25 protein-coding genes and 1 pseudogene are annotated in these 23,347 nt (G+C 62.6%); 5 read left to right on the top strand and 21 right to left on the bottom strand.

From position 1 onward, the window contains the following. From HND92_RS03750 to HND92_RS03680, 16 genes and pseudogenes are all read right to left on the bottom strand, one after another. Positions 1 to 2,316, bottom strand: coding sequence for a phage/plasmid primase, P4 family (locus HND92_RS03750; protein WP_172205995.1), 2,316 nt, complete (start codon positions 2,314 to 2,316; stop codon positions 1 to 3). Further along, positions 2,309 to 2,788, bottom strand: a complete 480-nt coding sequence (locus tag HND92_RS03745; RefSeq protein ID WP_172205993.1) for a hypothetical protein — start codon at positions 2,786 to 2,788, stop codon at positions 2,309 to 2,311. Before HND92_RS03745 ends, HND92_RS03750 begins: the two co-directional genes overlap by 8 nt. Then, positions 2,785 to 3,543, bottom strand: coding sequence for a hypothetical protein (locus HND92_RS03740; protein WP_172205991.1), 759 nt, complete (start codon positions 3,541 to 3,543; stop codon positions 2,785 to 2,787). Before HND92_RS03740 ends, HND92_RS03745 begins: the two co-directional genes overlap by 4 nt. Then, a complete protein-coding gene (locus HND92_RS19300; RefSeq protein ID WP_253940161.1) occupies positions 3,530 to 3,733 on the bottom strand; it encodes a hypothetical protein in 204 nt (67 codons plus the stop codon). Before HND92_RS19300 ends, HND92_RS03740 begins: the two co-directional genes overlap by 14 nt. 18 nt (positions 3,734 to 3,751) lie before the next feature. After that, a pseudogene (locus tag HND92_RS19295) lies at positions 3,752 to 4,078 on the bottom strand (HNH endonuclease signature motif containing protein); the annotation flags it as partial. After that, on the bottom strand, positions 4,078 to 4,644 hold the full coding sequence (locus HND92_RS03730; protein ID WP_172205987.1) for a DUF6511 domain-containing protein: 567 nt from the start codon (positions 4,642 to 4,644) through the stop codon (positions 4,078 to 4,080). The gene HND92_RS03730 and the pseudogene HND92_RS19295, both read right to left, overlap by 1 nt. Continuing rightward, positions 4,645 to 5,502 (bottom strand): P63C domain-containing protein, encoded by an 858-nt coding sequence (locus HND92_RS03725; protein ID WP_371814845.1) that lies wholly within the window; start codon positions 5,500 to 5,502, stop codon positions 4,645 to 4,647. Positions 5,503 to 5,516: 14 nt separating this feature from the next. Next, positions 5,517 to 6,176 carry a hypothetical protein gene (locus tag HND92_RS03720; protein ID WP_172205976.1) on the bottom strand — a complete coding sequence of 220 codons (660 nt, stop codon included), beginning with the start codon at positions 6,174 to 6,176 and terminating at the stop codon, positions 5,517 to 5,519. A gap of 6 nt (positions 6,177 to 6,182) precedes the next feature. Continuing rightward, positions 6,183 to 7,043, bottom strand: a complete 861-nt coding sequence (locus HND92_RS03715) for an ATP-binding protein (RefSeq protein ID WP_172205974.1) — start codon at positions 7,041 to 7,043, stop codon at positions 6,183 to 6,185. Further along, positions 7,040 to 7,570: a hypothetical protein gene (locus HND92_RS03710; protein ID WP_172205972.1), complete on the bottom strand. Its 531-nt coding sequence runs from the start codon at positions 7,568 to 7,570 to the stop codon at positions 7,040 to 7,042. Before HND92_RS03710 ends, HND92_RS03715 begins: the two co-directional genes overlap by 4 nt. After that, complete coding sequence (locus tag HND92_RS03705) at positions 7,563 to 8,561, bottom strand: ParB/RepB/Spo0J family partition protein (protein ID WP_172205970.1); 999 nt, start codon at positions 8,559 to 8,561, stop codon at positions 7,563 to 7,565. Before HND92_RS03705 ends, HND92_RS03710 begins: the two co-directional genes overlap by 8 nt. Then, positions 8,561 to 9,118 carry a hypothetical protein gene (locus HND92_RS03700; protein ID WP_172205968.1) on the bottom strand — a complete coding sequence of 186 codons (558 nt, stop codon included), beginning with the start codon at positions 9,116 to 9,118 and terminating at the stop codon, positions 8,561 to 8,563. The genes HND92_RS03705 and HND92_RS03700 overlap by 1 nt, the downstream gene beginning before the upstream one ends. Continuing rightward, the gene (locus HND92_RS03695) at positions 9,115 to 9,327 is read right to left on the bottom strand and encodes an AlpA family transcriptional regulator (RefSeq protein ID WP_172205966.1); all 213 of its coding nucleotides are present in this window, start codon (positions 9,325 to 9,327) and stop codon (positions 9,115 to 9,117) included. Before HND92_RS03695 ends, HND92_RS03700 begins: the two co-directional genes overlap by 4 nt. A gap of 341 nt (positions 9,328 to 9,668) precedes the next feature. Then, the gene (locus tag HND92_RS03690) at positions 9,669 to 9,893 is read right to left on the bottom strand and encodes a DUF2188 domain-containing protein (protein WP_172205964.1); all 225 of its coding nucleotides are present in this window, start codon (positions 9,891 to 9,893) and stop codon (positions 9,669 to 9,671) included. A 68-nt stretch (positions 9,894 to 9,961) separates the two neighbouring features. Continuing rightward, positions 9,962 to 10,921 carry a hypothetical protein gene (locus HND92_RS03685; RefSeq protein WP_172205962.1) on the bottom strand — a complete coding sequence of 320 codons (960 nt, stop codon included), beginning with the start codon at positions 10,919 to 10,921 and terminating at the stop codon, positions 9,962 to 9,964. Then, positions 10,918 to 12,165, bottom strand: coding sequence for a hypothetical protein (locus HND92_RS03680; protein WP_172205960.1), 1,248 nt, complete (start codon positions 12,163 to 12,165; stop codon positions 10,918 to 10,920). Before HND92_RS03680 ends, HND92_RS03685 begins: the two co-directional genes overlap by 4 nt. A 248-nt stretch (positions 12,166 to 12,413) precedes the next feature. On the opposite strand from HND92_RS03680, the gene HND92_RS03675 reads away from it, so the two are divergent. Genes HND92_RS03675 through HND92_RS03660 form a run of 4 tightly spaced genes read left to right on the top strand, consistent with a single transcriptional unit; the run spans position 12,414 to position 15,561 of the window. Continuing rightward, the gene (locus tag HND92_RS03675; RefSeq protein ID WP_172205958.1) at positions 12,414 to 12,737 is read left to right on the top strand and encodes a helix-turn-helix domain-containing protein; all 324 of its coding nucleotides are present in this window, start codon (positions 12,414 to 12,416) and stop codon (positions 12,735 to 12,737) included. Then, the gene (locus tag HND92_RS03670) at positions 12,734 to 13,645 is read left to right on the top strand and encodes an ImmA/IrrE family metallo-endopeptidase (RefSeq protein ID WP_172205956.1); all 912 of its coding nucleotides are present in this window, start codon (positions 12,734 to 12,736) and stop codon (positions 13,643 to 13,645) included. Before HND92_RS03675 ends, HND92_RS03670 begins: the two co-directional genes overlap by 4 nt. Before the next feature lie 10 nt (positions 13,646 to 13,655). Then, positions 13,656 to 14,504, top strand: coding sequence for a DUF2971 domain-containing protein (locus HND92_RS03665; protein WP_172205946.1), 849 nt, complete (start codon positions 13,656 to 13,658; stop codon positions 14,502 to 14,504). Between the two features lie 16 nt (positions 14,505 to 14,520). Continuing rightward, the gene (locus HND92_RS03660; RefSeq protein WP_172205944.1) at positions 14,521 to 15,561 is read left to right on the top strand and encodes an FRG domain-containing protein; all 1,041 of its coding nucleotides are present in this window, start codon (positions 14,521 to 14,523) and stop codon (positions 15,559 to 15,561) included. A 56-nt stretch (positions 15,562 to 15,617) separates the two neighbouring features. On the opposite strand, the gene HND92_RS03655 is transcribed toward HND92_RS03660, so the two are convergent. From HND92_RS03655 to HND92_RS03635, 5 genes are all read right to left on the bottom strand, one after another. Further along, the gene (locus HND92_RS03655) at positions 15,618 to 16,016 is read right to left on the bottom strand and encodes a hypothetical protein (RefSeq protein WP_172205942.1); all 399 of its coding nucleotides are present in this window, start codon (positions 16,014 to 16,016) and stop codon (positions 15,618 to 15,620) included. A 206-nt stretch (positions 16,017 to 16,222) separates the two neighbouring features. Next, a complete protein-coding gene (locus tag HND92_RS03650) occupies positions 16,223 to 16,903 on the bottom strand; it encodes a hypothetical protein (protein ID WP_172205940.1) in 681 nt (226 codons plus the stop codon). A 148-nt stretch (positions 16,904 to 17,051) separates the two neighbouring features. Next, on the bottom strand, positions 17,052 to 18,278 hold the full coding sequence (locus HND92_RS03645; protein ID WP_011803789.1) for an IS110-like element ISAisp4 family transposase: 1,227 nt from the start codon (positions 18,276 to 18,278) through the stop codon (positions 17,052 to 17,054). Positions 18,279 to 18,489: 211 nt separating this feature from the next. Continuing rightward, positions 18,490 to 19,224: a hypothetical protein gene (locus HND92_RS03640; RefSeq protein ID WP_172205938.1), complete on the bottom strand. Its 735-nt coding sequence runs from the start codon at positions 19,222 to 19,224 to the stop codon at positions 18,490 to 18,492. 56 nt (positions 19,225 to 19,280) lie between these two features. Then, a complete protein-coding gene (locus HND92_RS03635) occupies positions 19,281 to 20,441 on the bottom strand; it encodes a site-specific integrase (RefSeq protein ID WP_172205936.1) in 1,161 nt (386 codons plus the stop codon). 156 nt (positions 20,442 to 20,597) lie between these two features. Here HND92_RS03635 and HND92_RS03630 point away from each other — a divergent pair, with 156 nt between their 5' ends. Next, on the top strand, positions 20,598 to 23,246 hold the full coding sequence (locus tag HND92_RS03630) for a calcium-binding protein (protein ID WP_172205934.1): 2,649 nt from the start codon (positions 20,598 to 20,600) through the stop codon (positions 23,244 to 23,246). The last annotated feature ends 101 nt before the right edge of the window (positions 23,247 to 23,347 follow it).

Genomic DNA, 23,347 nt, shown 5'->3' with positions numbered 1-23,347 from the left:
TCAGTTGTCGGCGTAGGGGGTGAAGCGGTCTTTCGGGGGCTCCTTGAGACCCACACCCCGGAATCCGCGCAGCCCCATCCCGTTGCGCCACTTCTCCAGCCCCCGTGTGAGCAGCAGATCGGCGAAGCGCTTTTGCGAGCCGACGAATTCGCCGGCGGCTTCGGCCCACTGCTTCCAGTCGGTGAAAAGCTCGGCGGTCAGCGCCTTGGCGTTCGGGTGGCGCACGCAGCGCTCTTCGAGCCAGCGGCCCAGCGCGTCTTCCGCCTCGAAGTACTCATCGGTGGCATCAAGCACGGGTTTCGGTGGTTTGAGCCCCTCCCGCTGCCAGGCCAGACAGCCCTCAACACCCCAGCTGAAGATCCCATTGGCCTCAGCCAGCAACTTGGTCTGCAGTTGCTTGTCGCGCTTTTCCGGGGGCACGGTGATCGTGAAGGGGATCAGGTGCAGACGGCGGCGCATCGCTTCGTCGATATTGCGGATGGCCGGCTTGTGGTTGCCGGCGATCACCAACTTGAACTGCGGGACATAGGTGAAGAAGTCCTGGCGCATGAAGCGTGCGGACACCCGGTCGCCACCGGTGATCTCCTTGATCTTCGACTCGTTCCAGCGCCGGCCTTGTTCGGTCTCGGTCGCGCCGACGAAACGCGAACCGCGCAGCCCGGCCAGATCGGTCGGGTGCCGGTCACCGCGCGTTTCCATGAAGGTGTCCATGGGCGCGTTGGCGGCGTAGTCACCGAGCAGGGTAAAGAGCGTGTTCACGAACACCGACTTGCCGTTGGCCCCGGTGCCGTAGAGGAAGAACAAGGCGTGCTCACTGGTCGCCCCGGTCAGGCAGTAGCCGAACATCCGCTGCAGGTAGGACTGCAGCTCGGCATCGCCGCCCGTGACCTGCTCCAGAAAGCGCATCCAGGTCGGGCAGGTGCTGCCCGGCACCAAGGTGGCCGAAGCGATCTTGGTCATCCGGTCGGCACGGTCGTGCGGGCGCATCCGGCCGGTGCGCAGATCCACCACGCCACCCGGCGTGTTGATCAGCCAAATATCCGCATCCCACTCATCGGTAGTCGCCGCGTGCCGACGGTCCGAGCGCGCCAGACGTTCTACCCCACCCACGGTGCTGCTGGCCGCGAGCTTGGCCGCGACCTTGCTGCTGTCCGCGCGCACCGCTGCGTGGCGACAGACGTGACGGATGAGATCAGTCGCTGCCAAGGTCTCCTCGGCCCGCCAGCGCTGGCCATCCCACATCAGCCATTTGCCCCAGGCCGCGATGTAGCGCCAGTCGCGCTGGTAGCGCCGGGTGAAGCTGACTGCCAGGGCATCCTCAGTCCCCCACACCGTGGCATCGCCATCGTGGTCGGCCTGCCCGTCGTACTCCGGCAGATCAGCTCCATCGCCCAGAGGCTGCACCGTAATGCGCGGTCCGGTGGCGATGAAACCCGCGACATCGAAGTCCTCCGCCAAGGCATCCGCTGCATCCCAGCCCTCGGGCTTATCGTCGGGTGGCAGCAGGATGGCGCAGGAGGTGGCTCCCGCCATGAGCACGGCTTGCGAGGCGGCCTCGGCATAACCGAATCCCGGCTTGTCCCGATCCGGCCAGATGAGCACAGCTTTGCCCGCCAGCGGTGACCAGTCGGTCTTGTCGACCGGCGCATTGGCGCCGTGCATCGCGGTGGTCGCCACGATGCCGGCCTCGATCAAAGTCTGCGCGCATTTCTCGCCCTCGACCAAGATCACCTGTTCGGCAGCAACGATGCCCGGCTGGTTGTAGAGCGGGCGCGGCTCGGGTGGCGCCATCTTGCGGCGCTTGGCATCCCAGGGGCGGAACTCTTTCCGGCCCGGGGCCGGGTCGTAGCGATACACGCAGGCGATCAGGTTGCCGGCGGCATCCAGGTAGTCCCACTTGGCCGTGGCCGGACCCAGCTCGTCGACCGGGGCTTCGGCCTTCTTGCGCTTCGGCGGATGGCTGGTGGCTCGCCCCACCAGTTGCCCGGCGATCTCGAGCACCCGGGCAAAGTCCGCCTGGGTGTCGAGCCCGTGGTGGGCGGCGATCAGATCGAAGATGTCACCGCCTTCGCCAGTGGCGTGGTCGTGCCACAGGCCAGCGGTTTCACCCTTGAGTGACACCTCCAGGCTGTCGCCAGGGCTGCCCAGCACATCGCCGACCAGGTACTTCTGGCCACGCTTCTTGCCGGCTGGCAGCAGCGTCATCAGCACCGACTCCAGCCGCGCCAGCAGATCGGCACGGATGGCGTCGCGTTGTGCGTTGGGATCACCACCGACAGGGAAGGCCTGCGGCGGCACCGAATTGAAATCAAGCATGGATCAGTCCTCCCTGTGGCGGATGGTTGTGGGCATGGCAGGTGATGGAATGCACGGGGGCGCTGCTGGCGCTGACCACCGGCTCGGTGGGTGCGCTTTGCACCGGCACCTTGAGCGGGACCTTCTGCCAATGCGCCTTCTCGTCGGCGAGGTAGCCGGCCTTGCGTGCAACGAAGCGCACGAAGTCCGGATGCAAGCCAACCAGGTCACACCAGAGCGTGAGGTCGTCCCCGAGCAGAAAACGCCTTGCTTCGCGCCGCATCCGGCGGTTGGTCAGACTGAGGCTGTCGTGGATGGCGCGGGCGAGCACCGCCACCACCAGCCGGGACTCTGGGCACACGAGGAAGGTGTGGCGATTGAGCACCTTCTCGATGGCCTGCAGCCCGACCAGGGGTTTGGGTGGCGACCAGCGATCCACCCACTCGGTGCGGTAGGTCTTGCGTGCGCTGGCGCGCTTGGAAGCTGTGCTCATTGCGCACCTCCCCAGCAGCGCTGCGCATAGCTGCAAAACTTGCACTCGAAGTGGCTGGCCTCGGCGAAAGCGCGCGGCAAGAGCTCACCGGCCTCGGTCGCCTGAATCACCCGCACCGCCCGGTCGGACATCTTCTGCGCCAGTGCGGCATCGAAGGGGACCAGCTCGAACCACAGCTCCTGGGTATCCTTGTTGATGGCGGTAAAGAGCGCCGGGTTATGGCTGATGCCTTCGACCGTGCCTTCCATGTAGGCCTGGTAAGTGGCCATCTGCGCGGCATAGACCGGCTTGGTGAGCGCCACGCCAGACTTGGCGCAGGCTTTCCAGTGCTTGTCAGCCATGGTCTTGCACTCGAAGAGCATCGGGAAAGAAAGCCCCAGCTCTGGTGGTGCCGCCGTGATGATCCCGTCGACGTGGCCCTTGATCCGGCCACCCGCCACCGAGAAGCCAAACTGGCTGCCGTTGACCTTCTGGTTGTGCAGCTCGAAACCCGCCATGCGCAGCCAGCGCACGGCTAAGTCCTCCAGCACATGGCCGACCTCGAATACCCGCAGGATGCGACCTGAGAAACCACGGCCGGGATCAACCGGCGCACCAGCGTACTCGTACTGAAGCGCCCGTTCGCAGGCCACGCCCAGACGCGAAGCACCAAGGTAGTCGCGCGGGGTCTGCCCGGCACGTTCAACATCCAGCGCCGTATCGATGAAGCCCGTCACCCTCTCGTGGAAGGCCGGCCTGTGATTAAAGTCCAGCATCGATATGCCTCCATGTTTTTTCGTGCTTGATCGCATCGATGGCGCCGGGCGTCACCCCAGCCAGCACCGATAGCTCTTTGGGTGTGCACGCACCAACTGCAAGCAGGCGCTTGATGACCTGTACCTGTTTGCTGTTCAGACGTGCTGAACTGCTACGCTCGCCGCGAGCTGCTCTCCCCTTGGCCTTCATGTCAGCCAGGTTCTCGGCGTGTGTCCCAAGCCAGAGGTGCGCCGGATTCACACAACGTGGCGTATCGCAGCGATGGCAGACATGCAGCCCATCAGGGATAGGGCCGTAGGTAAGCTCCCACGCTGCGCGGTGAGTGGTGGTCTTTGCGCCTCGAAGCGCATTGCCCTCTGGCTCGCGACGGATCTGTCCATAGCCCCTTACGTTGGTGCTACCCAGCCACAGCCAACAACCATCGGGACCTGCACCCAGATCAACGCGGCTCCAAAGCCGTACCGATAAGGGGAGAGGCTTGCGCCGAACGACGCACCGCCCTGTGTTCGGCTGATGAGTGGCGTCTTTCTGCATCACTTCGCCCTCCCACGCTTGTCCGGCTTGGCGACCACCGGCTCCCCAGTCTCCCAGGGCAGGTCGTCCTCCAGATCAGCGAAGGGATTCGCCGGATCGAAGGTGATCGTTGCCGAGGCTGGCTCCAACTTGACCACCGGCTGCGGCGCCTGCGTTTCATACGGCTCAATGCCGCGCACCGGCGGATATTTCGCCTGTTGGTGGTGAGCCGCCATGGCCTCCGTCCAGCCGGTCACAATCGCTTCGATCACCTGCAAGGCCTCGGCCTCGCTGTAGTGACCCAGCGGTTTGTCAAAGCCGATCTCGCCGGCGGCCTCGCCGAAGCACTTCAGGCAGGCGCGCATCGCCGCGCGCTCGAATTCGGTCGGGTCAACCATGAGCACGTCCTCCTGCCTGGGGTCGGTTCGAAGCCACTGGCCGTAGAGCGCGTGAAACGCGTCCTGGCATTTGCGGCTGCAGAAGACCCAATCCATCGGGTACCGGCGCGATTCGCCCACCCGGAATCGGTTGTCGCTGTGGCCGAGGCCACGGGCCTGTCGCTTGCAAGCCCAACATTGGCCGGCCATTCATTGCCCTCCCTCCAACGCACCGATAAAGAGGGTCATCTGCAGCGGCTGGCTGCCAAACGCCGTGGCGCAGCGGGTGTCGAAGTCCCGGTAAGTCATCGACGAGCGCGCGATCATGGTCACCGCGTGGATCTGCTTTTCCAGCAAAGCAAGACCGCCTTCGGAGAGCCACTGGTGCGCCTTGTCGGACAGGCGCTTGCGGTTCCTGATCTCCTCGATGATTTCGCGGGGCATGATCACGTCGTACACCCAGCGCAAGGTGATCTGGCCGATCACCGCCGGCGGGTTCTGCTGATGGCCCAGGTAGTGCCAGCCGAACAGGCGAAACAGCGCCCGGTAGTAGTCGGGGCTGAAGCGCCGCTCCCAGCTGGCCACCCGTTCGCGCAGCAAGCGCGAGATCAAGGCCTGCAGCGCATCGGGGGCACGGTGGTACTGGTAGCCGGTGGCCTCGTCGATCAGCGCGACCTCACCGGTCTTGGCCAGGGCCTTCAGGATGCGCTGGCAGTTGGGCACCAGGTGCTGGCGTTTGCGGTGCAGTCGACCTTCCAGGGCAGCGTCGATCACGCCCGAGGCGACCTCGCTGATGACCCCAGCCGGAAAGAACGCCGTGGTCTGCCCCGAGGGCAGGCGGATGCTGCAGGCGTTTTCCTGCAAGACCTCCGCTGCACCGGGGGCGACATCGGACAGCAGGGCTTTGAGTTGGCTGCCCCGGCGCGATTCGTGCAGGCCGATGGCGGTGGCCAGTTGCCGCTGCACATAGCCACGGGTGCCGTCTTCCAGCACCACGGCTTCCACCGCCAGGTCACCGAAACGCACCACGCCGTAGTGGCTGGTGGTCAGGATAGGTGTGCTCATCATCGTCACGCCCTCCCTCACTGCGCCCAGGCGGGCTTGCCGCTGGGGACGGTGGCTGGGGCTGGACGCGATGAAGGGGTGTGGGCAGCTGGTGGCGTGTAGCTTGGGGCCACGACTGCTGCCGGTGCACCCGACTGACCGGCGCCCGTATTGCCCATGCCACCCCTGGGCATCACCCCCATGACCAGGGCGTAGTCCCTGTGGTCTGGCTCAATGGCGGCCTTGATGGTGTTGCGGTCCTCGCCTCGGCCATCCTTCTCGATGTCGATGCGGGCGGCGAACTCCAGGCCATCCAGGTCGGCAAAGCCGCTGATGCGACGGGCAGCCTGCGCCTGAGAGCTGTTGTCCGCCGGATGTACGTTGCGCGCGGAGTTGAGCGCCGCCCTGATGAAGGTGCGGCCCATGTTCCCCCAGGTTGGTCCCTTGGCGCTGTGCAGACCGACGTTCCACCAGATCTTGCGTTTGGCAAACGGGCCTTCCATCACCACGCCTTCGCAGGCGAGGTAAACCGCACCGGTCTCGAAACTCTGCGTGGCCCAGCCGCCGGTCCAGCCCTGTGCCGGATCATCGAAACCGCCCGGCTTGATGCTCAGGCGCAGCTTGACCGCCGTGTTGCGCGGGATGAGGTCGAAGGACTGCTGCTGTTCAGCGTCGTTGAAATCGTTCCAGTTGGACATGGCGGGTTACTCCTGGGATGCGTGGAAATCGGGGGTGGCGGTCGGAAAAGCGGTGGCGTGCGCAGCAACGGCATCGCGGCCGAGGCACTTGGCGATGAGCTTTCCGAGGTGGGGTTCTTCGATGGGGTCGAGCCGACCGCTGCGGTCTTTGCTCGGGAAGCCCCAGGTGTTGTCTGCGCCGGTGACAAAAGCGCGGTACGGCGTACCGTCGTCGGCCTTCAAGATGGCCAGCGTGATCACTTCATCGAGCACGCCCGGCAGCTCGGCCGAGGTCTTGGCGCCTTCGAGCTGCAGCTGGTAGATGCGGCGATTGAAGTCGTCCAACTTCTCTTCGAGGATGCAGACGTAGATGACGTGTTTGTCCCGCACGTGCTGCAGGTGCGTGAGCGCGCCGATCATTTCGGTGCCCAAGAGGCCATAGGCGCCCCGGGTGTCGGGCTTGCCGGTCTTCTCGGAGAAGGCGGCCGGCTGCGTCTTGCACCAGGCCAGGCACATCCGCGAGAGCACGGTCAGACTGTCGACGAAGTAGGTGTCGTACTTGGCCAGCTGCGCCGGATCGCCGTACTTCTGACAGACGTGGTCGAAGTGCGCCTGCGAAAAGGCCTGCTCGGGTGAGGCGCTCGGGCTCGGCCCGGCAAGGAACACCACCAGGTCCTTGAACTCCGGCCAGGTGCGCGGGCGCAGGGTGTCGCCGGCCCAGTCCAAGATCGACAGATCGCCGGCCTCGGTGTCCACCAGCAAGGTGCGCTCGGCATCCAGGGTGCGGATCTGGGAGGTCTTGCCCGCGCCCGGCACACCGACGAGGGCGACCTTGGCGCAGCGTTTTTCTGACAAGCGCTGGTCAGCGCTGATGATGGGAAGGGTCATGACAGGTTCTCCTGTTCACTCAGGGATTCAAGGGCGGTGAGAAGGGGTTCGCTTGCATCGGCGCCGGCGGCCACAGCCATGTCGCGCAATTCACGCAAGGTGCTGTGGCGACGGGTGTCGGCGCTGATCTGCGCTGCCAGCAGCTCCAGGTGGGCATCGATGTCGGCCAGGGCAGCACGGGAGAGCGGCTTGTAGATGACGCTGTCTTCGCTGAGCGCCTCCTCGTCCACGCCCGACACCGGGACGCTGATCGCCGGCGGTAGATGGGCCATCAACGCACCGGGAATGCCGGGCACGCGCAGTTGGGCGTGCTCAGTGATGGCCGGGTAGCGCTTGAGCTCACGGCGGGCCATGGCGGCAATGGCGTTCTCGACCAGCCGCTCGCCCATCTGGCTCACGCCTTTGCGGTACAGCGCACAGACCACCTGGGCCACCTCTCGCGGCCTGGCGTAGCCCTGCACCTCGAAGGCGTTGCGGATTTCCTTGCGCACGGCCTCGCGCAACCAGCCGAAGTTCACTTCACGCATGGCGAGCCTCCTTCCACAGCAGGTCGAAGGTGGTGATCAGGGGCATCACCCGTGACAGCCAACCGCTCAGGTTCTTCTTCTGGTAGTGCGGCACGCATCCCATCAGGGACTGGGCGTCCACATCGATGCGGCACAGCGACTCCAGTCCTTCGCGCAGGGCCAGCCAGCGCTCGGCGTCTGCCGTCGATTCGGCGCAGACCGTGGCCCCGTGGAAGCGCCCGTCCGAGCCCAGCACCAAGGAGCAGCTTTGCTCAGCCAGGCGGCGGGCCTCGCTTGGCGAGGGCAGCGGTGTCTGCTCGGCCTTGATCGCCTCGACCACCGCCATCTGGTCGGCTCCGCAGAGCTGCTGCTCAGCCGCCACCCGCTCGAAGATCCTCACCGCCGAGGCACCACACACGCCGGCCTGCTCGATGCGGGTCTGCACCTCTCTGGCGATGTCGCGGATCTCCTGCGGGCTCTTGGTCAGCATCAGGCGCTGCTGACTGGCAGGCAGTTGTGCCAACTGAGCGGCTAGACGCACAGGAATGGCGCCGGACTCGACAGCAGCGCCCAGCTCAGGCATGCCGTGCTCGAGCACCACACGCGCACGCTGCAGACTGCGCTCACCGACATTGAGCAACTGCGCTGCATGAGGCTGGGTCAAACCTGCCAGTGGCCGGGAAGCGCTGGGGCGACCTCTGCCCAGGCTGGCCAGCCGGGCAGCAACCATGGCCCGCTGGCTCTCGGAGAGATGGCGCCGATGCAGGTTGAGCGAGACCACCAGCGCAAAGGGATCACCGTCATCGGCGCTGACCTGGCGCACCAGGGGCTCCAGTCCCAGTTGCTCGCATGCCCGCAGCCGGTGGCGACCATCGATGACCTGGCCATCCAGAATGAGGATGGGTTCGCGCTGGCCGTGGGCGGCGATGTCCGCCACCAGAGCGGTGAAAGCGGCCTCATCCATGACCGGGAAGAGTTCGGCGGCCGGATGCAGGGGGTAGGCAGTGCTCATCACTGGCCCTCCCCATTCGCATCCATGCGGCGCAGCACGAACTTCGGTGCCTTGGGCGTCACGGTGCGCAGGGCCTCGAACGGTGCGCGCAGGGTCTGGGGCCAGGCCTTGAACTTGGCTTCCGACACCGAATACTTGATTTCGACGTACTCGCGCGGATCGCCACCGGTGGCTTCGATCTTGGCCACCAGCTCGGTCAGGCCTTTGGGCTCCCACTTGACGTCCTTGCCGATCTCGACAGTGATGTCGAAGCCGGCGTCCTGGAGATGCGTGGTACCGGTGTCTTGGCCTTTTGCGAGCAGTTGCGCGCGGGCCGCATCGGCGTAGCGCATCTCCAGGCCGGTCTGCACCATGGCGCTCAGGGTGGCGAGCTCGGACTTGGCGTCGCTGATGAAGCGCTGTAGGGCGGCAACGTTCTCCAGCGGCAGGTCACGGATGACCTGGGCCGAGAGGTCGAGGAACGGATGGACGCCGGAGGTCTCCAGCGCGGCTGCGAGGGGGGTGGGCAAAGGGGTGGGCAGATTCGTGCCCACCCCGGCATTCAGGCGTGCGCTCATGCCACACCTCCTGGGCTGACGCGCTCGGTCGTGCTCTTGTGCAGGTTCTGCGCTTCGAAGGCCTCGACGTCCTCCAGGCGGTAGGCGATGCGGCCTTGCAGTTTCAGGAAGATCGGGCCAATGCCCTCGGTGCGCCAGCGCTCCAGACTGGCTTCGCTCACGCCCCAGCGCTCGGCCAGTTGGCGTTGATTCAGGTGCTTGATGCTCACGTTTTGGCTCCTGTTGTCATGTGCAAAATTGCAGGGCCATGGTCCCAACCAGGGGGTGGGCAAACCGGTGGGCAAAGTGGACGGAAAGGGTGGGCAGATTTGGTAAATAGGGGGTTTGCCACCGGCCAGACGCAAAAAAGCCCGTCAGGCGATGCCGGACGGGCGGGGCAACGAGAAACCGGTGGATTCAGGGGATTGGCAGCGCTTGAGCCAGGTGCAGCTGTGGCCTGCGACGTTTCAGGGATACCCGGAGGGGTGGGCAAAGGGGTAGGCAAGTTGCCCACCAGGCGAAAAAAAGCCCGGAGGGTCAGTCCGGGCTCGCGGGATAGCGCTGTTAGCGATCAGCCTTTGGGTGGGTAAGGGTCGTTGCCGTAACTGTTGCGCTCACGGATGCGCCCATCCTCCCCATGGATCAAGACTTCGCTTTTTTGATTGATGGCAATCTCGCGTGCGGCGCGCTCGGCCTCGGCCTGCGTGCGGTGCAGAGAGGTGTCTCGGGTATTGCCTTCGCCGCGAACGGCCCAGCCTTCTTCACGGGGGACAACGTGTTGGTTTTTTCCGGTCATGATGGAGTCCTTTTCAATGGATAGAGATCAAGAAACAAAGAGGGTCACGAGGCTGTCTTGTCGTTGGCTCACCCCCTTTCCAGAATCAGAAACTCCGGACGCAGCCAGAAGTGGCCCTTGTCGTCGGATTGCACGAAGGTGTCGAACACCGCCTTGTGGCGCTTCTTGATGTCGGCGTAACGGAAGGTCTCCGAGATCCCCAGCGCCTGCGCGATTTCCCGCTTGTGTACTTCGTCGCCATCGGCGTCTTCGAGAACCTTGAGGAAGCCATACACCTGCGGCGAGAGCTTGTGCTCTGCGCCGCCGATCAGCACGACACGCCGGGTGTGCAGCAGCCGCAGCGAGGTTTCGTCGCTGGTCAGAGGCGGCGCCAGGCCATCGAAATACCCGTCAAGCGACTCCAGCGTGAGATGCCCCTTGCGCAGCTGGGCCACCGCGCGCAGGGCAATCAAGCGACAGTCGGCCAGGGGCGAAGTCCTGAGCAGCGCCGCCTCGGTGGTGGTGATCACCGCCTCTGTGCCAGGTGCAGCCAACTCGGTCAGTTGGGCGCGTGCCTGCACGGGGTCGCTGACCAGCCGACAGCCGAAGAAGAAACTGCGCCGGTGTCGGCGAATCTCCAGCTCCCCCAGGTGCCAGAGCACGCCCGGGATGATTTCGGTAAGGGAGTGTCGGCCTCGCAATCCCAAGGCCTGGAGCAACCAATCCGCCACCTTGCCCGGATGGGCCTGCCACAGCCGCACCTGCGCCTTGGGCAATTCCATCTCCCCGCACTCAAAGCACAGCGCCCGGTAGCGTCCAGGGGCGCCGGCGAGCGGTTGCGGTCGCACCCGGTGTTCGCGGCAATCCGGGCACAGGACCTCGGGCGCCATTTCTGCGGCCAGGCTTAGCGCCTCGCAGTCGCGCAGACGCTGGTACAGCACAGCGCGTCCGCCCAGCCCCACCGCATCAGGCAACAGCTGCTGGTCGGGCGTCTCCAGCAAGGCACAGAGTTCGGCCAGTGCAGGTGCGTTGATCGGGCCTTCGCTCACAGAACCTCACTGTCGGCAACAGGCTCATCGGCTGCCACCGGCGTGGGCGGGTCTTGCATCACGCCCAGGGCACGCAGCAGGGCTTCTGCCAGATGGACGTCGGCCTCTTCCATCTCGCGCAAATTGGCAATCCCGGTCGGCTTGACGCGGATGTGCAGCACCCGGTGCTGCTTGGCGCCGTCGGCAGGCTCGAAGTACAGGCTGACCACCGCATCGAGGATGTCGAAGCCCTGGCTCATCAGCACATCGGTTTTTTTGGCGCGCACGCACTCCAGCGCATCGGGACTGTCCTTGTCCCCGGGCGGCTTGATGATGAAGTCGCAGGCCGGCGGCTGAATCGCACTCACGCGGCATTCAGACAGCCGCGCCTTGCCCACGCCGTAGTCACGCAGATCCAGACCGCTGTGCTCATCGGGCCACACGCCCTGGCGCAGGCGGTTGAGCAGGAACATCGGTTGCGGCACCGCGATGGGCACAATGGGCTTGCGGAACACATACTGGCCCAGTGGGGCCAGCAGTTTCTTGCGCGCCGAGTTGCCGCCGGGCACAAGCAGGTCGATGACACCGTTGGCTGGATACAAGATCACCGTCATCGTCAAGGGCGGACGCACATCGCGCCAGATGGTGCAGTCGTCCGGGCCAAACTCCAGGCTGCGCTGCAGGTTGTCCTCGATGCGGATGTCCAGCTGCACACCGCCATCGAGGTGACGCGTCAGCACATCGATCTCGCAGGCACGGGGGCGGCCCTTCTTTGGTGTGAAGGCCAGGGCGAGCGTTTTGCGCAGGCCATCGATGTCTTCGGGCTGGCAATGCAGCACCTGCGCCGGTGGCAGATAAAGCCGGCGCCAGCTGCGGCCACCCACTTGTGCATTGGCGCGCAGAAAGGCCTCAGCGATATCGAAGCGCTGGGGCCAGTTGGCCAGTGCCCACAAGGCGCGCTCGGCGTCGCTTACGTGGTGCTCGAAGTCCTCGAGCATCGCATCGCCCAGCGGCACGGCGTTGCTCAACGCCTGGATGCCGCGTTGGTTCGCCAGGGCCTTGACCCTGCGCAGCTCGGTATAGATGGGGTTCTGCTGCGATTCGTGGAGCGCCTCCAGTGCTTGCAGAATCGGCTGGTGCAGGGACGCAGCCTCTTGCGTCCAGTCGGCGCCCTCGGGCAGTGCGATGCCCCGGGCCTGAAAGTAGAACTGCCAGCTGCGCGGCGGCACTTGGCGGATGAGGTCACGGTAATTGAATGCGGCCATGGTGTGTGCTGTCTCCTCAAAAACATGGCCCCGTGTGTCCGATTGCTCCCTGGCTCACCCTGGCCGAAACCCAGAGCCGGCTGAGTCACCACACCCTGCCGACCCACTTCGTTCGATATAAACGTTCGATACACCGAACTTGATAGGGATTATTTCTGGCGCCTAATGGGTTTGTCAAGCAGGTGCGTATTCGTTCGGTATGGTGGTATATTCTTGGGCTTTGTACGAATCGACGATAGGAGACTGCGATGCCATCTCCCCTGGGTGACAAGCTGCGCGCGCTGCGCCAGCAAAAGAAACTAAGCCTTGAGCAACTGGCCGAGCTCACCGATTCCAGCAAGAGCTATATCTGGGAACTGGAGAACCGCGACGATCCCAACCCGTCGGCCGACAAGATCAGCAAACTCGCAGCGGCACTGGATGTGACCACCGAGTTCCTGCTCAGCCACACCACCGCGACCCCGGATGCCGAGGTCGTCGATGAGGCGTTCTTCCGCAAGTACAAGACGATGCCGGAGAACACCAAGAAGCAGATCCGCAAGATCCTGGACGCCTGGGACGACGACGAATGAACGACCAGAAGCGCCCCAAGGCCGAGGCCAACGACATCTCGAAGTTGCTCAACCAGGTCTTCGGCACGGATCGCTTCCCGGTGCCGGTCGAAGACATTGCGCTGGAGTACACCCAGCAGAAATTCCGCGATGCGCCGATTGCCAAGGTCAAGGGCGAAGATCTGGACGGTTTCGATGGGATGCTGGCCGCCAACAAAAAGCGCGACAAGTGGATGATCCTCTACAACAGCGCCGTGAGCTCCGAGGGCCGCAAGCGCTTCACGGTCGCCCACGAGTTCGGCCACTACCTGTTGCATCGGCACCAGCAGGAGGAGTTCGCCTGCGGCGCTGGCGACATCGAAACCAGTGGCGAGGGCAAGGGCAGCCGGGACATCGAGAAGGAAGCCGACGACTTTGCCACCGCCTTGCTGATGCCGCTGGATGATTTCCGGCGGCAGGTGGACGGTGAGGCCGTGAGCTTTGACCTGCTGGGGCATTGCGCCGACCGATATGGCGTGTCGCTTACCGCCGCCGCGATTCGCTGGCTGGAGATTGCACCCCAGCGTGCCGTGTTGGTGGCCAGCCGCGATGACCATATGCTGTGGGCGTCATCGAACGAGGCAGCCTTCAAGTCCGGGGCCTTCTTTGCGACGCGCAAGAACACCATTGAGTTGCCTCGGTCAGCGCTGGCGCACAGCCGCAATTGCACGGGTTCAGCGCAATCTCAAGACACCCGAGCGCAGGCCTGGTTTGCGCGCGAGCCCGCCGATATGCCGATCACCGAGATGACCAAGGTGGCCGGCAACTACGGTTACACGCTGACCTTGCTGGTGATGCCGGAGGCTGAGAAGCGGTGGCGGCGGAGGGATGAGGAGCAGGTGGAGGACAGCTACGAGCGGTTCATTTCCCGAGGGCAGAAGCCGTATTGAGCGCACACCTATGAGCACCACGCTGACCTGCTTCAAATACCGCAGCCCCGCTGCTGCCCTCCGATGCTTGGCGGAAGGCTCGCTGTACTTCGCCAAACCGTCGGAACTCAACGACACGCTTGAGGCCAAGTATGAGCACGCCACGCCGGAGGATTTCACTCGGGCGATGATGCAGACCTACAGCGAAATCAGACAGCAGCGTGGTGGCCAGGCTTTGGCGTTTGACCAGCAGAGCATGGCCGAAATGGTGGAAGCTCACGCCCGGGAATGCCAACGCCTGCAGGATTTCACAGATCAGATCGGCATTTTCTCGGCAGCACAGCGACCTGATCACCAAGCGCTGTGGGGCTACTATGCCGACAATGCATCTGGCGTTTGCTTCGAGCTGGAGTGGAGCCAGGAAGTGATGCAACTGCACCGAATACGCCATATCGATGTGAGCTACAGCGAACAAGCTCGCATTCATAACCGTGCGCAGGACTGGCACCACGTCTTCCTTGAGTTTGCCCGTGAGCATCCCAACGCCAGCCTTGATGATTTGCGCCAGCTGTCACTTGAAGAGGAAGTCAGACGAGAATGGGGGCGCCGGACTGCAACGCGAGCAGTCTCGATCAAACACACCGACTGGTCGCACGAAAAAGAAATTCGCCTACTGGCGCCAAAATCTGGCGCGCTTCCAGTTCTGGGCGAGGTTCTGAAACGGGTCCATTATTTGCGTACCGATGGCGAGCACTGGGCAAATACTATGCAACTCTTGGTGACTCGCTACCCCTCTGTCGAACTCGTTCATTGGCAATTCAGCCATGGCGAACTCAGCGCCACGCCTACGCCGATGGAAATTCGGCTGATCCCGGTGTGAGCATCGCATAATGCTTATGTTGCCCAACCTTGACGAACTCCGCGACCGACTCGCGATACCGACAATCAACACAGGCCGCCAGATTTACCTTTTTGGCCACCCTGCCGGCCCAGTCACCGATGACCTGGAAGGCTTGCATGCTATTGCCGACGAGAATGGCTGCATCCGATTGATCTCTGGCACCGAGTTTTCGATGCAGATGTACCGGGGTCAGACGCAGATGTATCCGCGCTGTGTCCCTACGCTAAGCAGACTAGAGAAAGTCGAGGATCAGTTCTTGGCCCTATGCCGCCGTGTCGCCTTCGAGGACGCCATTGGCGAGCACCCAATGGTGAGCTTGGCTGAGCGGATCAGACTTTGGGATTCACCCCTGTACGTTGACCGTGAGGGGCTGGCACAGCACTATGGCCTGGCCACCGATATGCTGGACGTGACGGGCAACTTCGATGTGGCTTGCTTTTTCGCAACCTGCGCCTGGAGTCATGAAGACGGCCGGTACCGGCCTGTCGCCTCCGACGAGGCCTCTGGGGTGATGTACCGGATCACCCCAGCGTTCGTGACTGGTAGGAACGGTACTGATGACGCAGTTGGGCCAGTGCACATTGTCGGCTGGCAGCCGCTGCCTCGACCTGAACAGCAGCGCGCTTTTGTCGTGAAAATGAAGCCCGGCCAGGATTTCACTTCACTGCCCTCGGTCGAGACATTCCACTTCCAGCATCAGGCACACATCTCGCACCGTATATGGAACGCTTTCGACCAGGGCAAGGCACTGTTCCCGACAGACGCTGCTGCCGAGCTAGCACGTCGAGCAGAATCTCTGAATGAATTCACCGAGAGTCAAATCGAGCGTGCGTCGCAACGGCTGGCCGAATGGACTGCGGAAACTGATGTTCCCATCGACACAGTCCGAATCCGGACGATTACCGGAATAACGATGACCGAAGCGCCACAGCTGAACTGGAGCGGTCTCGTTATTGAAACCTCGGAAGAGCGATTGAGGGAACAGTTCAGAGAGGTTGTTGATCGTGTCCGGTTCCGCATGGCTGCCTACGGGTGAGCGGCCTCACTCAAACAACACCACCTCCACCGCTTCTCACAGTCGATCCGGGCCCATCATTTGCGGGCGTGCAATACCGGGAAATCCCCGGCGCCCATTCTGGTTGTCCAAAATCGTGGGATGACGGCGGCACGGAAAGTCAGATCGTGGCGCATTTTTGCTAGAAATTCATCCTTCAACCGCGGTTCGTTAAAAGCATCACCGTTTTGAATGGTTGCCATCCACGACTGAAATGCCAGCACGACATCATCAGGTGCGTGCAACCAGAGGACACGCCCTTCTTCGAGCATCTGGTCCAGCTTTTCCACATCCAGGCCAGCAAGGGTAATCGATGGCAAGAGTCGAACAATTTTCTCGTAAATCGCAGATCTCTGGCCACGCCGTTCCCAGGCTTTTTGATAGAGCCACGCGATAGATCCGATAAATGCGCCGAACGCGAAAGACCACTCACCCATTGTCCATCCTCCGTTCTACCGACCTCACCCTACCCACACACCCACTCGACCAGGCCATTGAGGCGTTCAGCACACCAACAACATCGCTTACCAGCATCTTCCATTAATTTCGGTGTCCTTTAGGTGTTGGTGTAGGTTTTTCGATGGGTGGCACGTAAAGACGTTAGGAGCGTTCGCAGCGAATGGCTCCAACCTCATGCAGCGTTTCAACGCGGGAGCGAATTGGCGATGATATTTGTTAGCGTGCGGAGTACAACAGCAACCCCCTTGCCACCTCCGAGCAGTTCGGCCAGGGATTTCGCGTCGAGCGTATCGTTGTTGAGATCGTCCAGCACCGCATCAGCCAGGTCGGCCTTTGCAACCTGGAGGGCGGCTTCACTGGTCGGAGCAAGTCCTCTTGGTGCGCCATCGTTCGCAGCAATGAAGGATTTCAGAATTGCGTGAATTGGCTCAGGCAAGTCGGCCGCCGACTCGGAGAAGCCCTGCACACCTTCCCGCAGCAGATTGAATATGCGCTGATCATAGGGCGCCAGCAGTTCCATGATGCGATGAGGGCGTAAGGACGGGGACACCGCTGTCAAGGCTGTGAGCTCAGGCAAGAGCGCCTCGCATGCCCTTGAAAGCCCTTCGTCGCCGGCGGATTGAAGGACGGCCAACAGCGGGTTAATCGCTTGCCCTGCCCTCAGTTGATGAAGGTGTTTTCTGCTCTCCTCGGCTGTGCTCAGCAGCAGAGATTTACCTACTTCCCGGACAACACGTACGTCGCGGTCTTGGCCTGCGTCCTTCGCAAGTGGATCGATATGGGTGGTGATTCGGTCAAGGTTGCTGTTTTCAGTAAGTTCGCCGAGATCAATGCCAAGCTGAATCGCGCCGTAGAACGACACCAACGCCCCGACCCTGCTCGTGTTCGCAATCTGCCCAATTGCTACCGTGTGACCGTGGGTGAAGGGGTTAATGTGGAAGACACCCGCCACCGGACGTGCCGACACCTGACCTGAGGCTGGCCAAGGCCGATGGTCAGCGGGCAAGCGCGTCTCAGGCGGCAGCGGGCGTGGCGATGAAGCCGTGCTTGCGCAGCATTTTGATCCAGCGCGGCGCGTTGCGCTGAACGTTCAGCGCCTCGTAATCGACCTCCTTGTCCTGGTAGTGGCTTGCGTTGCTGAGCATGGCGTAGATGGTGCGCAGCATCTTGTGGGCCAGCGCCACCACTGACTTCTTGTGGCCCTTTCGGATGGTCAGCGCGTCGAACTTGGCCTTGAGTGCGCAGCGCGTTCGTGCTGCAGCCTGGGCGAACTCGCACAGCAGCCTTCTGACCCAGGCGTTGCCCTTGCGGATGCGCCCGGTTTTGCGCTTGCCCGCGCTCTCGTTGTTGCCTGGGCAGATGCCCACCCAACTGGCCAGGCGCTCTGCACTGCCAAACACGCTCATGTCCGCACCAATCTCCACCAGCAGCATGGCCGCCCCCTGCTCGTCGATGCCCGGCAGGGTCTGCAGCAGCCTGAGCTGTGGCTGCCAGGGTTGCAGGCCCTGCAGCAGGTACTGGTCCATGCGGGCGATGCGCTGCTCGATCTGCTCAATGTGCTGCACGATCTCCTGGGCCACAAAGCGGTGCACTGCGCTGAACTGCTCGGTGCTCAGGGCCTCGCACAGTTCTTGCCTGCTCGCTCGCAGCCGCCCCTTGTGGTTCAGCACCTCGTGCATGGGCTGTCCCTCGATCAGGGCTTTGACCATGGCACGCGCGCTCTGTCCGTGGATGTCGGCCACCAGCACGTTGATGCGAATGCCCGCGTCCACCAGCACCTTGTGCAGCCGGTTCTTCTCGGCGCTGCACATGCCCACCAGCTTTTGCCGCTGGCGCGCTACCAGGCGAAGCTGGCGCATCTGCACCGGTGGAATGAACGAGGCGCGCAGCAAACCCGCACGCGCCAGCGTGGCCAGCCACTGTGCATCGGCCATGTCGGTCTTGCGACCGGGCACAGCCTTGACATGCCGCGCGTTGACCACCCAAGCAATAAGGCCCACCGCCTCCAGCGCCGCAAACGGGCTTTTCCAATACACCCCTGTGCTCTCCATCACCACGACCTCAGGGGCCATCTCCAGCGCCCACTGCGCCAAGGCGCGGCGGTCGCGTTTGAAGGCGCCGAAGTCTCGCTTGGTGACCTCTACCCGGCCATCGTCATGTTCGACAACGGCGCAGGCCGTGATCTTGGCCTGGTGAACGTCCAGCGCAATGACGCGCTTGTGCATCGGGGTCAAATCCATTGCGGCTCTCCTGCAGCTTGAATGACAATCACAAGCGTGCGGACCAGCCAAGGTGCCGCCGACCAACGGCCTGCCGGGCAAGCCCGGCGGCTCTCTTTAATGTGGGCTGTCAGGCGCGCTCTGACCCGGCTGGGTCTGGGCAACGCCCGCAGGCAATCCTGGGTACGAGTGGTCGGCAGCGGGTCAAGTTAGCGATCGCGGTCGAGTGCCATCAAAGAATTGACCGACCTCTACCCGCGCTGGCCCGCACGCCCCCAGTGTCTTCCATCATCCAGGGTGAACCGCAAGGGTCATGACAGTTAGTGCTGATCTGCGCCATAGCACCAGGAGGCTCCCAAAGAACGCGATCCCCCACCGGCTCGTCTTTCTCGACAATATCACGCGCTTTGGCAAGGCCCGAAGACCGGGCGATTTCGGGATACCCGTGCGCGAGAAAGGTCAGGGCGAGGTAGAGAAGCCCACGCATAAAGGCTTCGTCACCGAGAAGCCTCGGCGCATGCAGCGGCTGCGTGAATATCTGCGTTCGGACAGGCCCTGCTGGTTCTGCTACGACCTGAAATCCAGATTTTTTCTGCTCGGCGATCCATTTGTCTGCTTGCGCCTGGTCGGCAAATTTCATTTGGACGCGTTTGCCCACCAGCTCGGGGGTCTCTCTCAGAGATGGTGGCGGGGCGATTTTCGCTTCGTTTTTGGAAAAAAGATACCGCTCACCATCCTCGGATTTGACTTCTGCAGGCCGTATCTCCTTGTGCCGATCAGGAATCACTCCGATGATGGCGTTGACGATATCCAGAGCATTCAGGAGCGTCGCTACGTGCCGCCCAAACGCATTATTGTGAGTTTCACAATAGATTCGTCGATTTGTTCGCCTACCGCCAAATGCTGCTGGAAACACGTGCTCACCTGAGCCTGCGGGTCCATTGCAGATGATGCACGTCTTTGCCATTTATGCGTCTCTGTTATTTATTCCTGACAGCTTATCGGAAAGTGCGTCTTTGCCGCTCACCCCAGCCCACCCCACCCCACCACAACCACCTCCACCGCCTCCCGCAGCCGCTCCCGGCTCAGGTGGGCATAGCGGCTGGTAGTGCGAATATCGGCGTGCCCCAGCAGCTCCTGCACCTCGTACAGGCTGCGCCCGGCATTCACCAAAAAGCTGGCAAAGCTGTGCCGCAGGTCGTGGATGCGCAGCTCGGGCAAGCCGGCCTGGGTGCGCGCCCTGTCCCAGCTGTAGAAGATGGACACGAACGGCCGCCCAGTGCGCGGGTTAGCGAAGATGTGCGCAATGGCCGGATCGGCTTTCTCCTTCAGCTCACACAGAAGCTTCAGTGCCCCGGATGACAGCGGTACGTGACGCACCTTGCCAGACTTGGTCTTGGGGATGCGCCACAGCTTTTGCCGCCAGTCCACGTCCTGCCACTTGGCATCGAGCGCCTCGCGCTTGCGCGCGCCGGTGAACAGCAAGAAGGCGACGATGCCCGCCAGCAACGGGTTCTGGCTGTGCCGCACCGCTGCCAGCAGCCGGGTGGTTTGTTCCGGCGTCAGGTAGCGCTCGATCTTGTTGTCTTCCTTCAGGTTTTTCAGCTCCTTGGCCGGGTTGCTATCCACGCCGTCGATGTGCCAGCGCAGCGCCAGGGTGTAGCCGTAGCGCAGCAGCACCAGCACGCGGTTGATGGTGCCGGCGGCGTAATCGCGCGACCGCATCGCCTCCACCACCCGAGCAATGTCTGGCGGAATCAGGCTGCCCATGGCGCGGTCACCCAGTGCGGGCAGTAGGTGGATACGGATCATCGTTTCGTCAGTGTCCCAGCTGCGCTTGTAGCTCTTCACATACGGCAGGTACTGCTCGGTGTAGAAATGCTCGATAGTCGGGCCGTCAATGGGCAGATCCACCGCCTTGGGATCGCCGCCTGCGAGCACCTTGCGCAGTGCGGTGCGTGCCAGATCACGGGCTTCGGCCACGGTCAGCAGCCGGGCATCACCCAAGGTGTGGCCGCGCTTTTTGCCATCCTGGCGGTAGCGCACCCGAAACGCCATGCGGCCGTTGGCCAGCACGTCCACGTACAGGCCACACATCAGGGTGTCGAAGATTTCGATGTGGGCACGCCCCGGTGGGCAAGTGAGGGTAGCGACCAGGTCGTCGCTGAGTTTTTGAACTGGCATGGGCAGTCTCCGTTGGGTTGAAAACAGAGACTGTTGCGGCCGGTGACTACCGCAGAGAAGGATGCTTTTTAGGTCGTTCTGGAAAGCGAGGCGGTCGTTGTGGGGTCGATGGTGGTCTGGCGATGTAAGCAAAAGCCAGGCGGATCAAGTGCTGGGGTGGGACAGAAGACGCCGCTCACTTCTGGTGCGGATGGCTTCACTGGTACGTCTGGCAACGACACTTTCAACGCCGTTGAAGTCGCTGGCCCGACCGCTACTTGGTCCGTTGGTGACTCCGTCGATGGCGGCGCAGGCACTGATACCCTGAATATCACCCAGACCGCTGCTTTTGCTGACAAGCTGAGCACCACCGTCAAGAACATTGAAACTGCCAACGTTATCAGCGGCACGACTGGTTCCAGCATCACCACGACCGGCTGGACTGGCCTCGAAACGCTGAACCTGACTGCTCCCGCTGCTGTCAGCGCTACCGCTGCTGCCACCACCGCTGTGAACGTGACGAACTCCGCTCAAGCTGCAGGCGCTATCGCAGTCAACGGCGGTTCCAACGTTAGCGTCACCGCTAGCGGCGTGACCACCGGTACGACCACTGTTGGTGGCACGACCGCTGCTGCCGGCAACGTGACCATCACTTCCTCCGCTACTGCTGCTGGCACCACTGGCGCTATCACCGTTACCGGCGGTAAAGAAGTTAGCATCACCACCAGCTCCAGCAACGCAGTGAACACCACCGTTGTTGGCGGCGCTATCACCGTGACTGGCGATGCAAACACCACCGCTGTGACGGTCAAGCAAGACACCGCTGCTACCGCTGCCGCTACTGTCGTTGGTAAGACCAACGCTGCTGTTGTCATCGCTGACAAGAACGCCGCCTCCACAACCGCTGCCGGCACGATCACCACCGTGACCCTGCAGGGCTTTGGCACTGTCGATTACAACGTTGATGCTGACACTGCTGATGCAGGTGAAACTTCCACCATCAACTCTGGTGCTCTGACCACCCTGAACCTGTCCGGCAAGGGTACCGCGCTGACCGTGACCAACGGCGCGCTGACCACCCCGACCGTGACCACGCAGGCTCTGAACGTCAATGGCTTGACCACCACCGGTGCTGTCACCCTTGACACCGATATCACCACCCTGAACATCACGTCTTCCACCGCTGCTTCCACGATCAACTCGCTGGTTGCCGCTGGCGCGACTACCGTGAACGTTGCTGGTGATGCTGCTCTGACCCTGACCGGCCAGACCCTGACGGCTGCTACTGCCATTAACGTCACCAACACCGCCGGTGCCTCTTTCGGTACCGCGCTGGCTGCTGGTGTGACCTTCACCGGCGGTGCTGGTGCTGACACCGTGACCCTGACCGACGAGTTCACCAAGGCCATCACGATGGGCGCTGGTAACGACAAGGTTTCAATCGTTGACACCGACGCCGATGGCGTGCTGGCTGGCACGGGTGGTTCTGTTGCTGCAGGCGACGGCACCGACACCATCGCTCTGACTGCAGCCACTGCAGCCACAATTTCTGGCAACGCCACCTTCAACACCAAGTTCACTGGCTTTGAAGTTGCTGACATCACCGCCACAACTGCCAACGCCACGGTTAACCTGGCAGGTATCAACGGTGTCAACCAAGCTGTTGTTCGCGGCATCAGCGCTGGTAACACCTTGACCCTGAACGGCTTCGCAACTGGTGGTACGCTGACGCTCGACACTGACGCTGCCAACGCTGCGACTAGCGTTGTTGCTGCTAACGTGACCAACGCCGTTTTGTCTGCTGGAGACACCTTCAACGTTGTCATCAAGAACAGCACAGCGGGCTCGATCGACGCTGGTGACATCCAATTGGCTGGTATTGAGACGGTGAACATCTCCACCGTTGATGCAGGCACCACTACCAGCACCGCTGCAACCGTGGATACCATCGTTCTGGAAGCCACCTCGGCTACCAGCGTGGTTGTTTCTGGTAACAACGGTCTGAGCATCACCAACACTGGCAACACGGCTATCACCAGCTTCGATGCCTCGGGTGTGGTTGCCAACGGCACCGATGACACGGCCGCTAACCTGGCTGTGACCTTCGCATCCGCTAACACCACGACGACTGCAACTGTGACTATCAAGGGTGGTGCAGGTAACGACACCCTGACTGGTAACGCTGCCAAGGACACCATCAACGGTGGTGCTGGCGCCGATATCATCACCGGCGGTCTGGGTCTGGACACCATCCAGCTGGGTTCCGGCCGCGATGTGGTCAAGGTTGCTTCTAACAGCGATGCGCAAGTTGCGACCTCCGACTCGACCACGGCGACTGCCGATGTTGTGACTGGCTTCAGCCTGCTGGAAGCCATTACCGCCTCGACCGACCTGAGCTCGGTTGCTAATTTCCAAGCGGCTACGGCTGGCGGTGCAAATGCCAACATGCTGGTTCTGGACCTGACTGCTGATGACGGCGCAGGCACGAGCGGTACCAACTTGGCAGTCGCCATCGAAGCCAACGGCACTGGTGTTGGTCAAGCTGCTGGCGCGACCTACACGGTGACCAACGGTATCCTGACTCTGTCTGGTGCTGGCGCTTCGACAGTTGATACGCTGGGTGAGTGGCTCACTGAAGCCGCAGCAGTGTCGGCGACTGCTGGCGAAACCGTTGCCTTCGTCTTCGGTGGTGACACCTATGTCTTCGCCCAGAACGGTGCTCAAGATGTGCTGGTGCAACTGGTTGGTGTCCAGGCTTCCGCTCTGGCCGCTGCTGGTACCGCTACGTATGCTGCCGGTACGCTGCTGATCGGCGACAGCCTGTAATCTCCCCCCGGAGATACCCCACGGCACTTCACGGTGCCTTGGGGTAAGGTGAAAGCCATTGAAACCCCTGTGACTTCGGTTGCAGGGGTTTTCTAATTTCT

The organism is Diaphorobacter sp. JS3050 (genome assembly GCF_013154915.1).
Taxonomy (GTDB): Bacteria; Pseudomonadota; Gammaproteobacteria; order Burkholderiales; family Burkholderiaceae_C; genus Diaphorobacter; species Diaphorobacter nitroreducens.
Note: the sequence above shows the minus strand (reverse complement) of the source record. Positions and strands in the feature narration are given on the sequence as shown.

Excerpts from the sequence above, each read along its gene's own strand:
- HND92_RS03750 (WP_172205995.1), bottom strand. The coding sequence starts at position 2,316 with ATGCTTGATTTCAATTCGGTGCCGCCGCAGGCCTTCCCTGTCGGTGGT.
- HND92_RS03745 (WP_172205993.1), bottom strand. The coding sequence starts at position 2,788 with ATGAGCACAGCTTCCAAGCGCGCCAGCGCACGCAAGACCTACCGCACC.
- HND92_RS03740 (WP_172205991.1), bottom strand. The coding sequence starts at position 3,543 with ATGCTGGACTTTAATCACAGGCCGGCCTTCCACGAGAGGGTGACGGGC.
- HND92_RS19300 (WP_253940161.1), bottom strand. The coding sequence starts at position 3,733 with ATGAAGGCCAAGGGGAGAGCAGCTCGCGGCGAGCGTAGCAGTTCAGCA.
- HND92_RS03730 (WP_172205987.1), bottom strand. The coding sequence starts at position 4,644 with ATGGCCGGCCAATGTTGGGCTTGCAAGCGACAGGCCCGTGGCCTCGGC.
- HND92_RS03725 (WP_371814845.1), bottom strand. The coding sequence starts at position 5,502 with ATGATGAGCACACCTATCCTGACCACCAGCCACTACGGCGTGGTGCGT.
- HND92_RS03720 (WP_172205976.1), bottom strand. The coding sequence starts at position 6,176 with ATGTCCAACTGGAACGATTTCAACGACGCTGAACAGCAGCAGTCCTTC.
- HND92_RS03715 (WP_172205974.1), bottom strand. The coding sequence starts at position 7,043 with ATGACCCTTCCCATCATCAGCGCTGACCAGCGCTTGTCAGAAAAACGC.
- HND92_RS03710 (WP_172205972.1), bottom strand. The coding sequence starts at position 7,570 with ATGCGTGAAGTGAACTTCGGCTGGTTGCGCGAGGCCGTGCGCAAGGAA.
- HND92_RS03705 (WP_172205970.1), bottom strand. The coding sequence starts at position 8,561 with ATGAGCACTGCCTACCCCCTGCATCCGGCCGCCGAACTCTTCCCGGTC.
- HND92_RS03700 (WP_172205968.1), bottom strand. The coding sequence starts at position 9,118 with ATGAGCGCACGCCTGAATGCCGGGGTGGGCACGAATCTGCCCACCCCT.
- HND92_RS03690 (WP_172205964.1), bottom strand. The coding sequence starts at position 9,893 with ATGACCGGAAAAAACCAACACGTTGTCCCCCGTGAAGAAGGCTGGGCC.
- HND92_RS03680 (WP_172205960.1), bottom strand. The coding sequence starts at position 12,165 with ATGGCCGCATTCAATTACCGTGACCTCATCCGCCAAGTGCCGCCGCGC.
- HND92_RS03675 (WP_172205958.1), top strand. The coding sequence starts at position 12,414 with ATGCCATCTCCCCTGGGTGACAAGCTGCGCGCGCTGCGCCAGCAAAAG.
- HND92_RS03670 (WP_172205956.1), top strand. The coding sequence starts at position 12,734 with ATGAACGACCAGAAGCGCCCCAAGGCCGAGGCCAACGACATCTCGAAG.
- HND92_RS03665 (WP_172205946.1), top strand. The coding sequence starts at position 13,656 with ATGAGCACCACGCTGACCTGCTTCAAATACCGCAGCCCCGCTGCTGCC.
- HND92_RS03660 (WP_172205944.1), top strand. The coding sequence starts at position 14,521 with ATGTTGCCCAACCTTGACGAACTCCGCGACCGACTCGCGATACCGACA.
- HND92_RS03655 (WP_172205942.1), bottom strand. The coding sequence starts at position 16,016 with ATGGGTGAGTGGTCTTTCGCGTTCGGCGCATTTATCGGATCTATCGCG.
- HND92_RS03645 (WP_011803789.1), bottom strand. The coding sequence starts at position 18,278 with ATGGATTTGACCCCGATGCACAAGCGCGTCATTGCGCTGGACGTTCAC.
- HND92_RS03640 (WP_172205938.1), bottom strand. The coding sequence starts at position 19,224 with ATGGCAAAGACGTGCATCATCTGCAATGGACCCGCAGGCTCAGGTGAG.
- HND92_RS03635 (WP_172205936.1), bottom strand. The coding sequence starts at position 20,441 with ATGCCAGTTCAAAAACTCAGCGACGACCTGGTCGCTACCCTCACTTGC.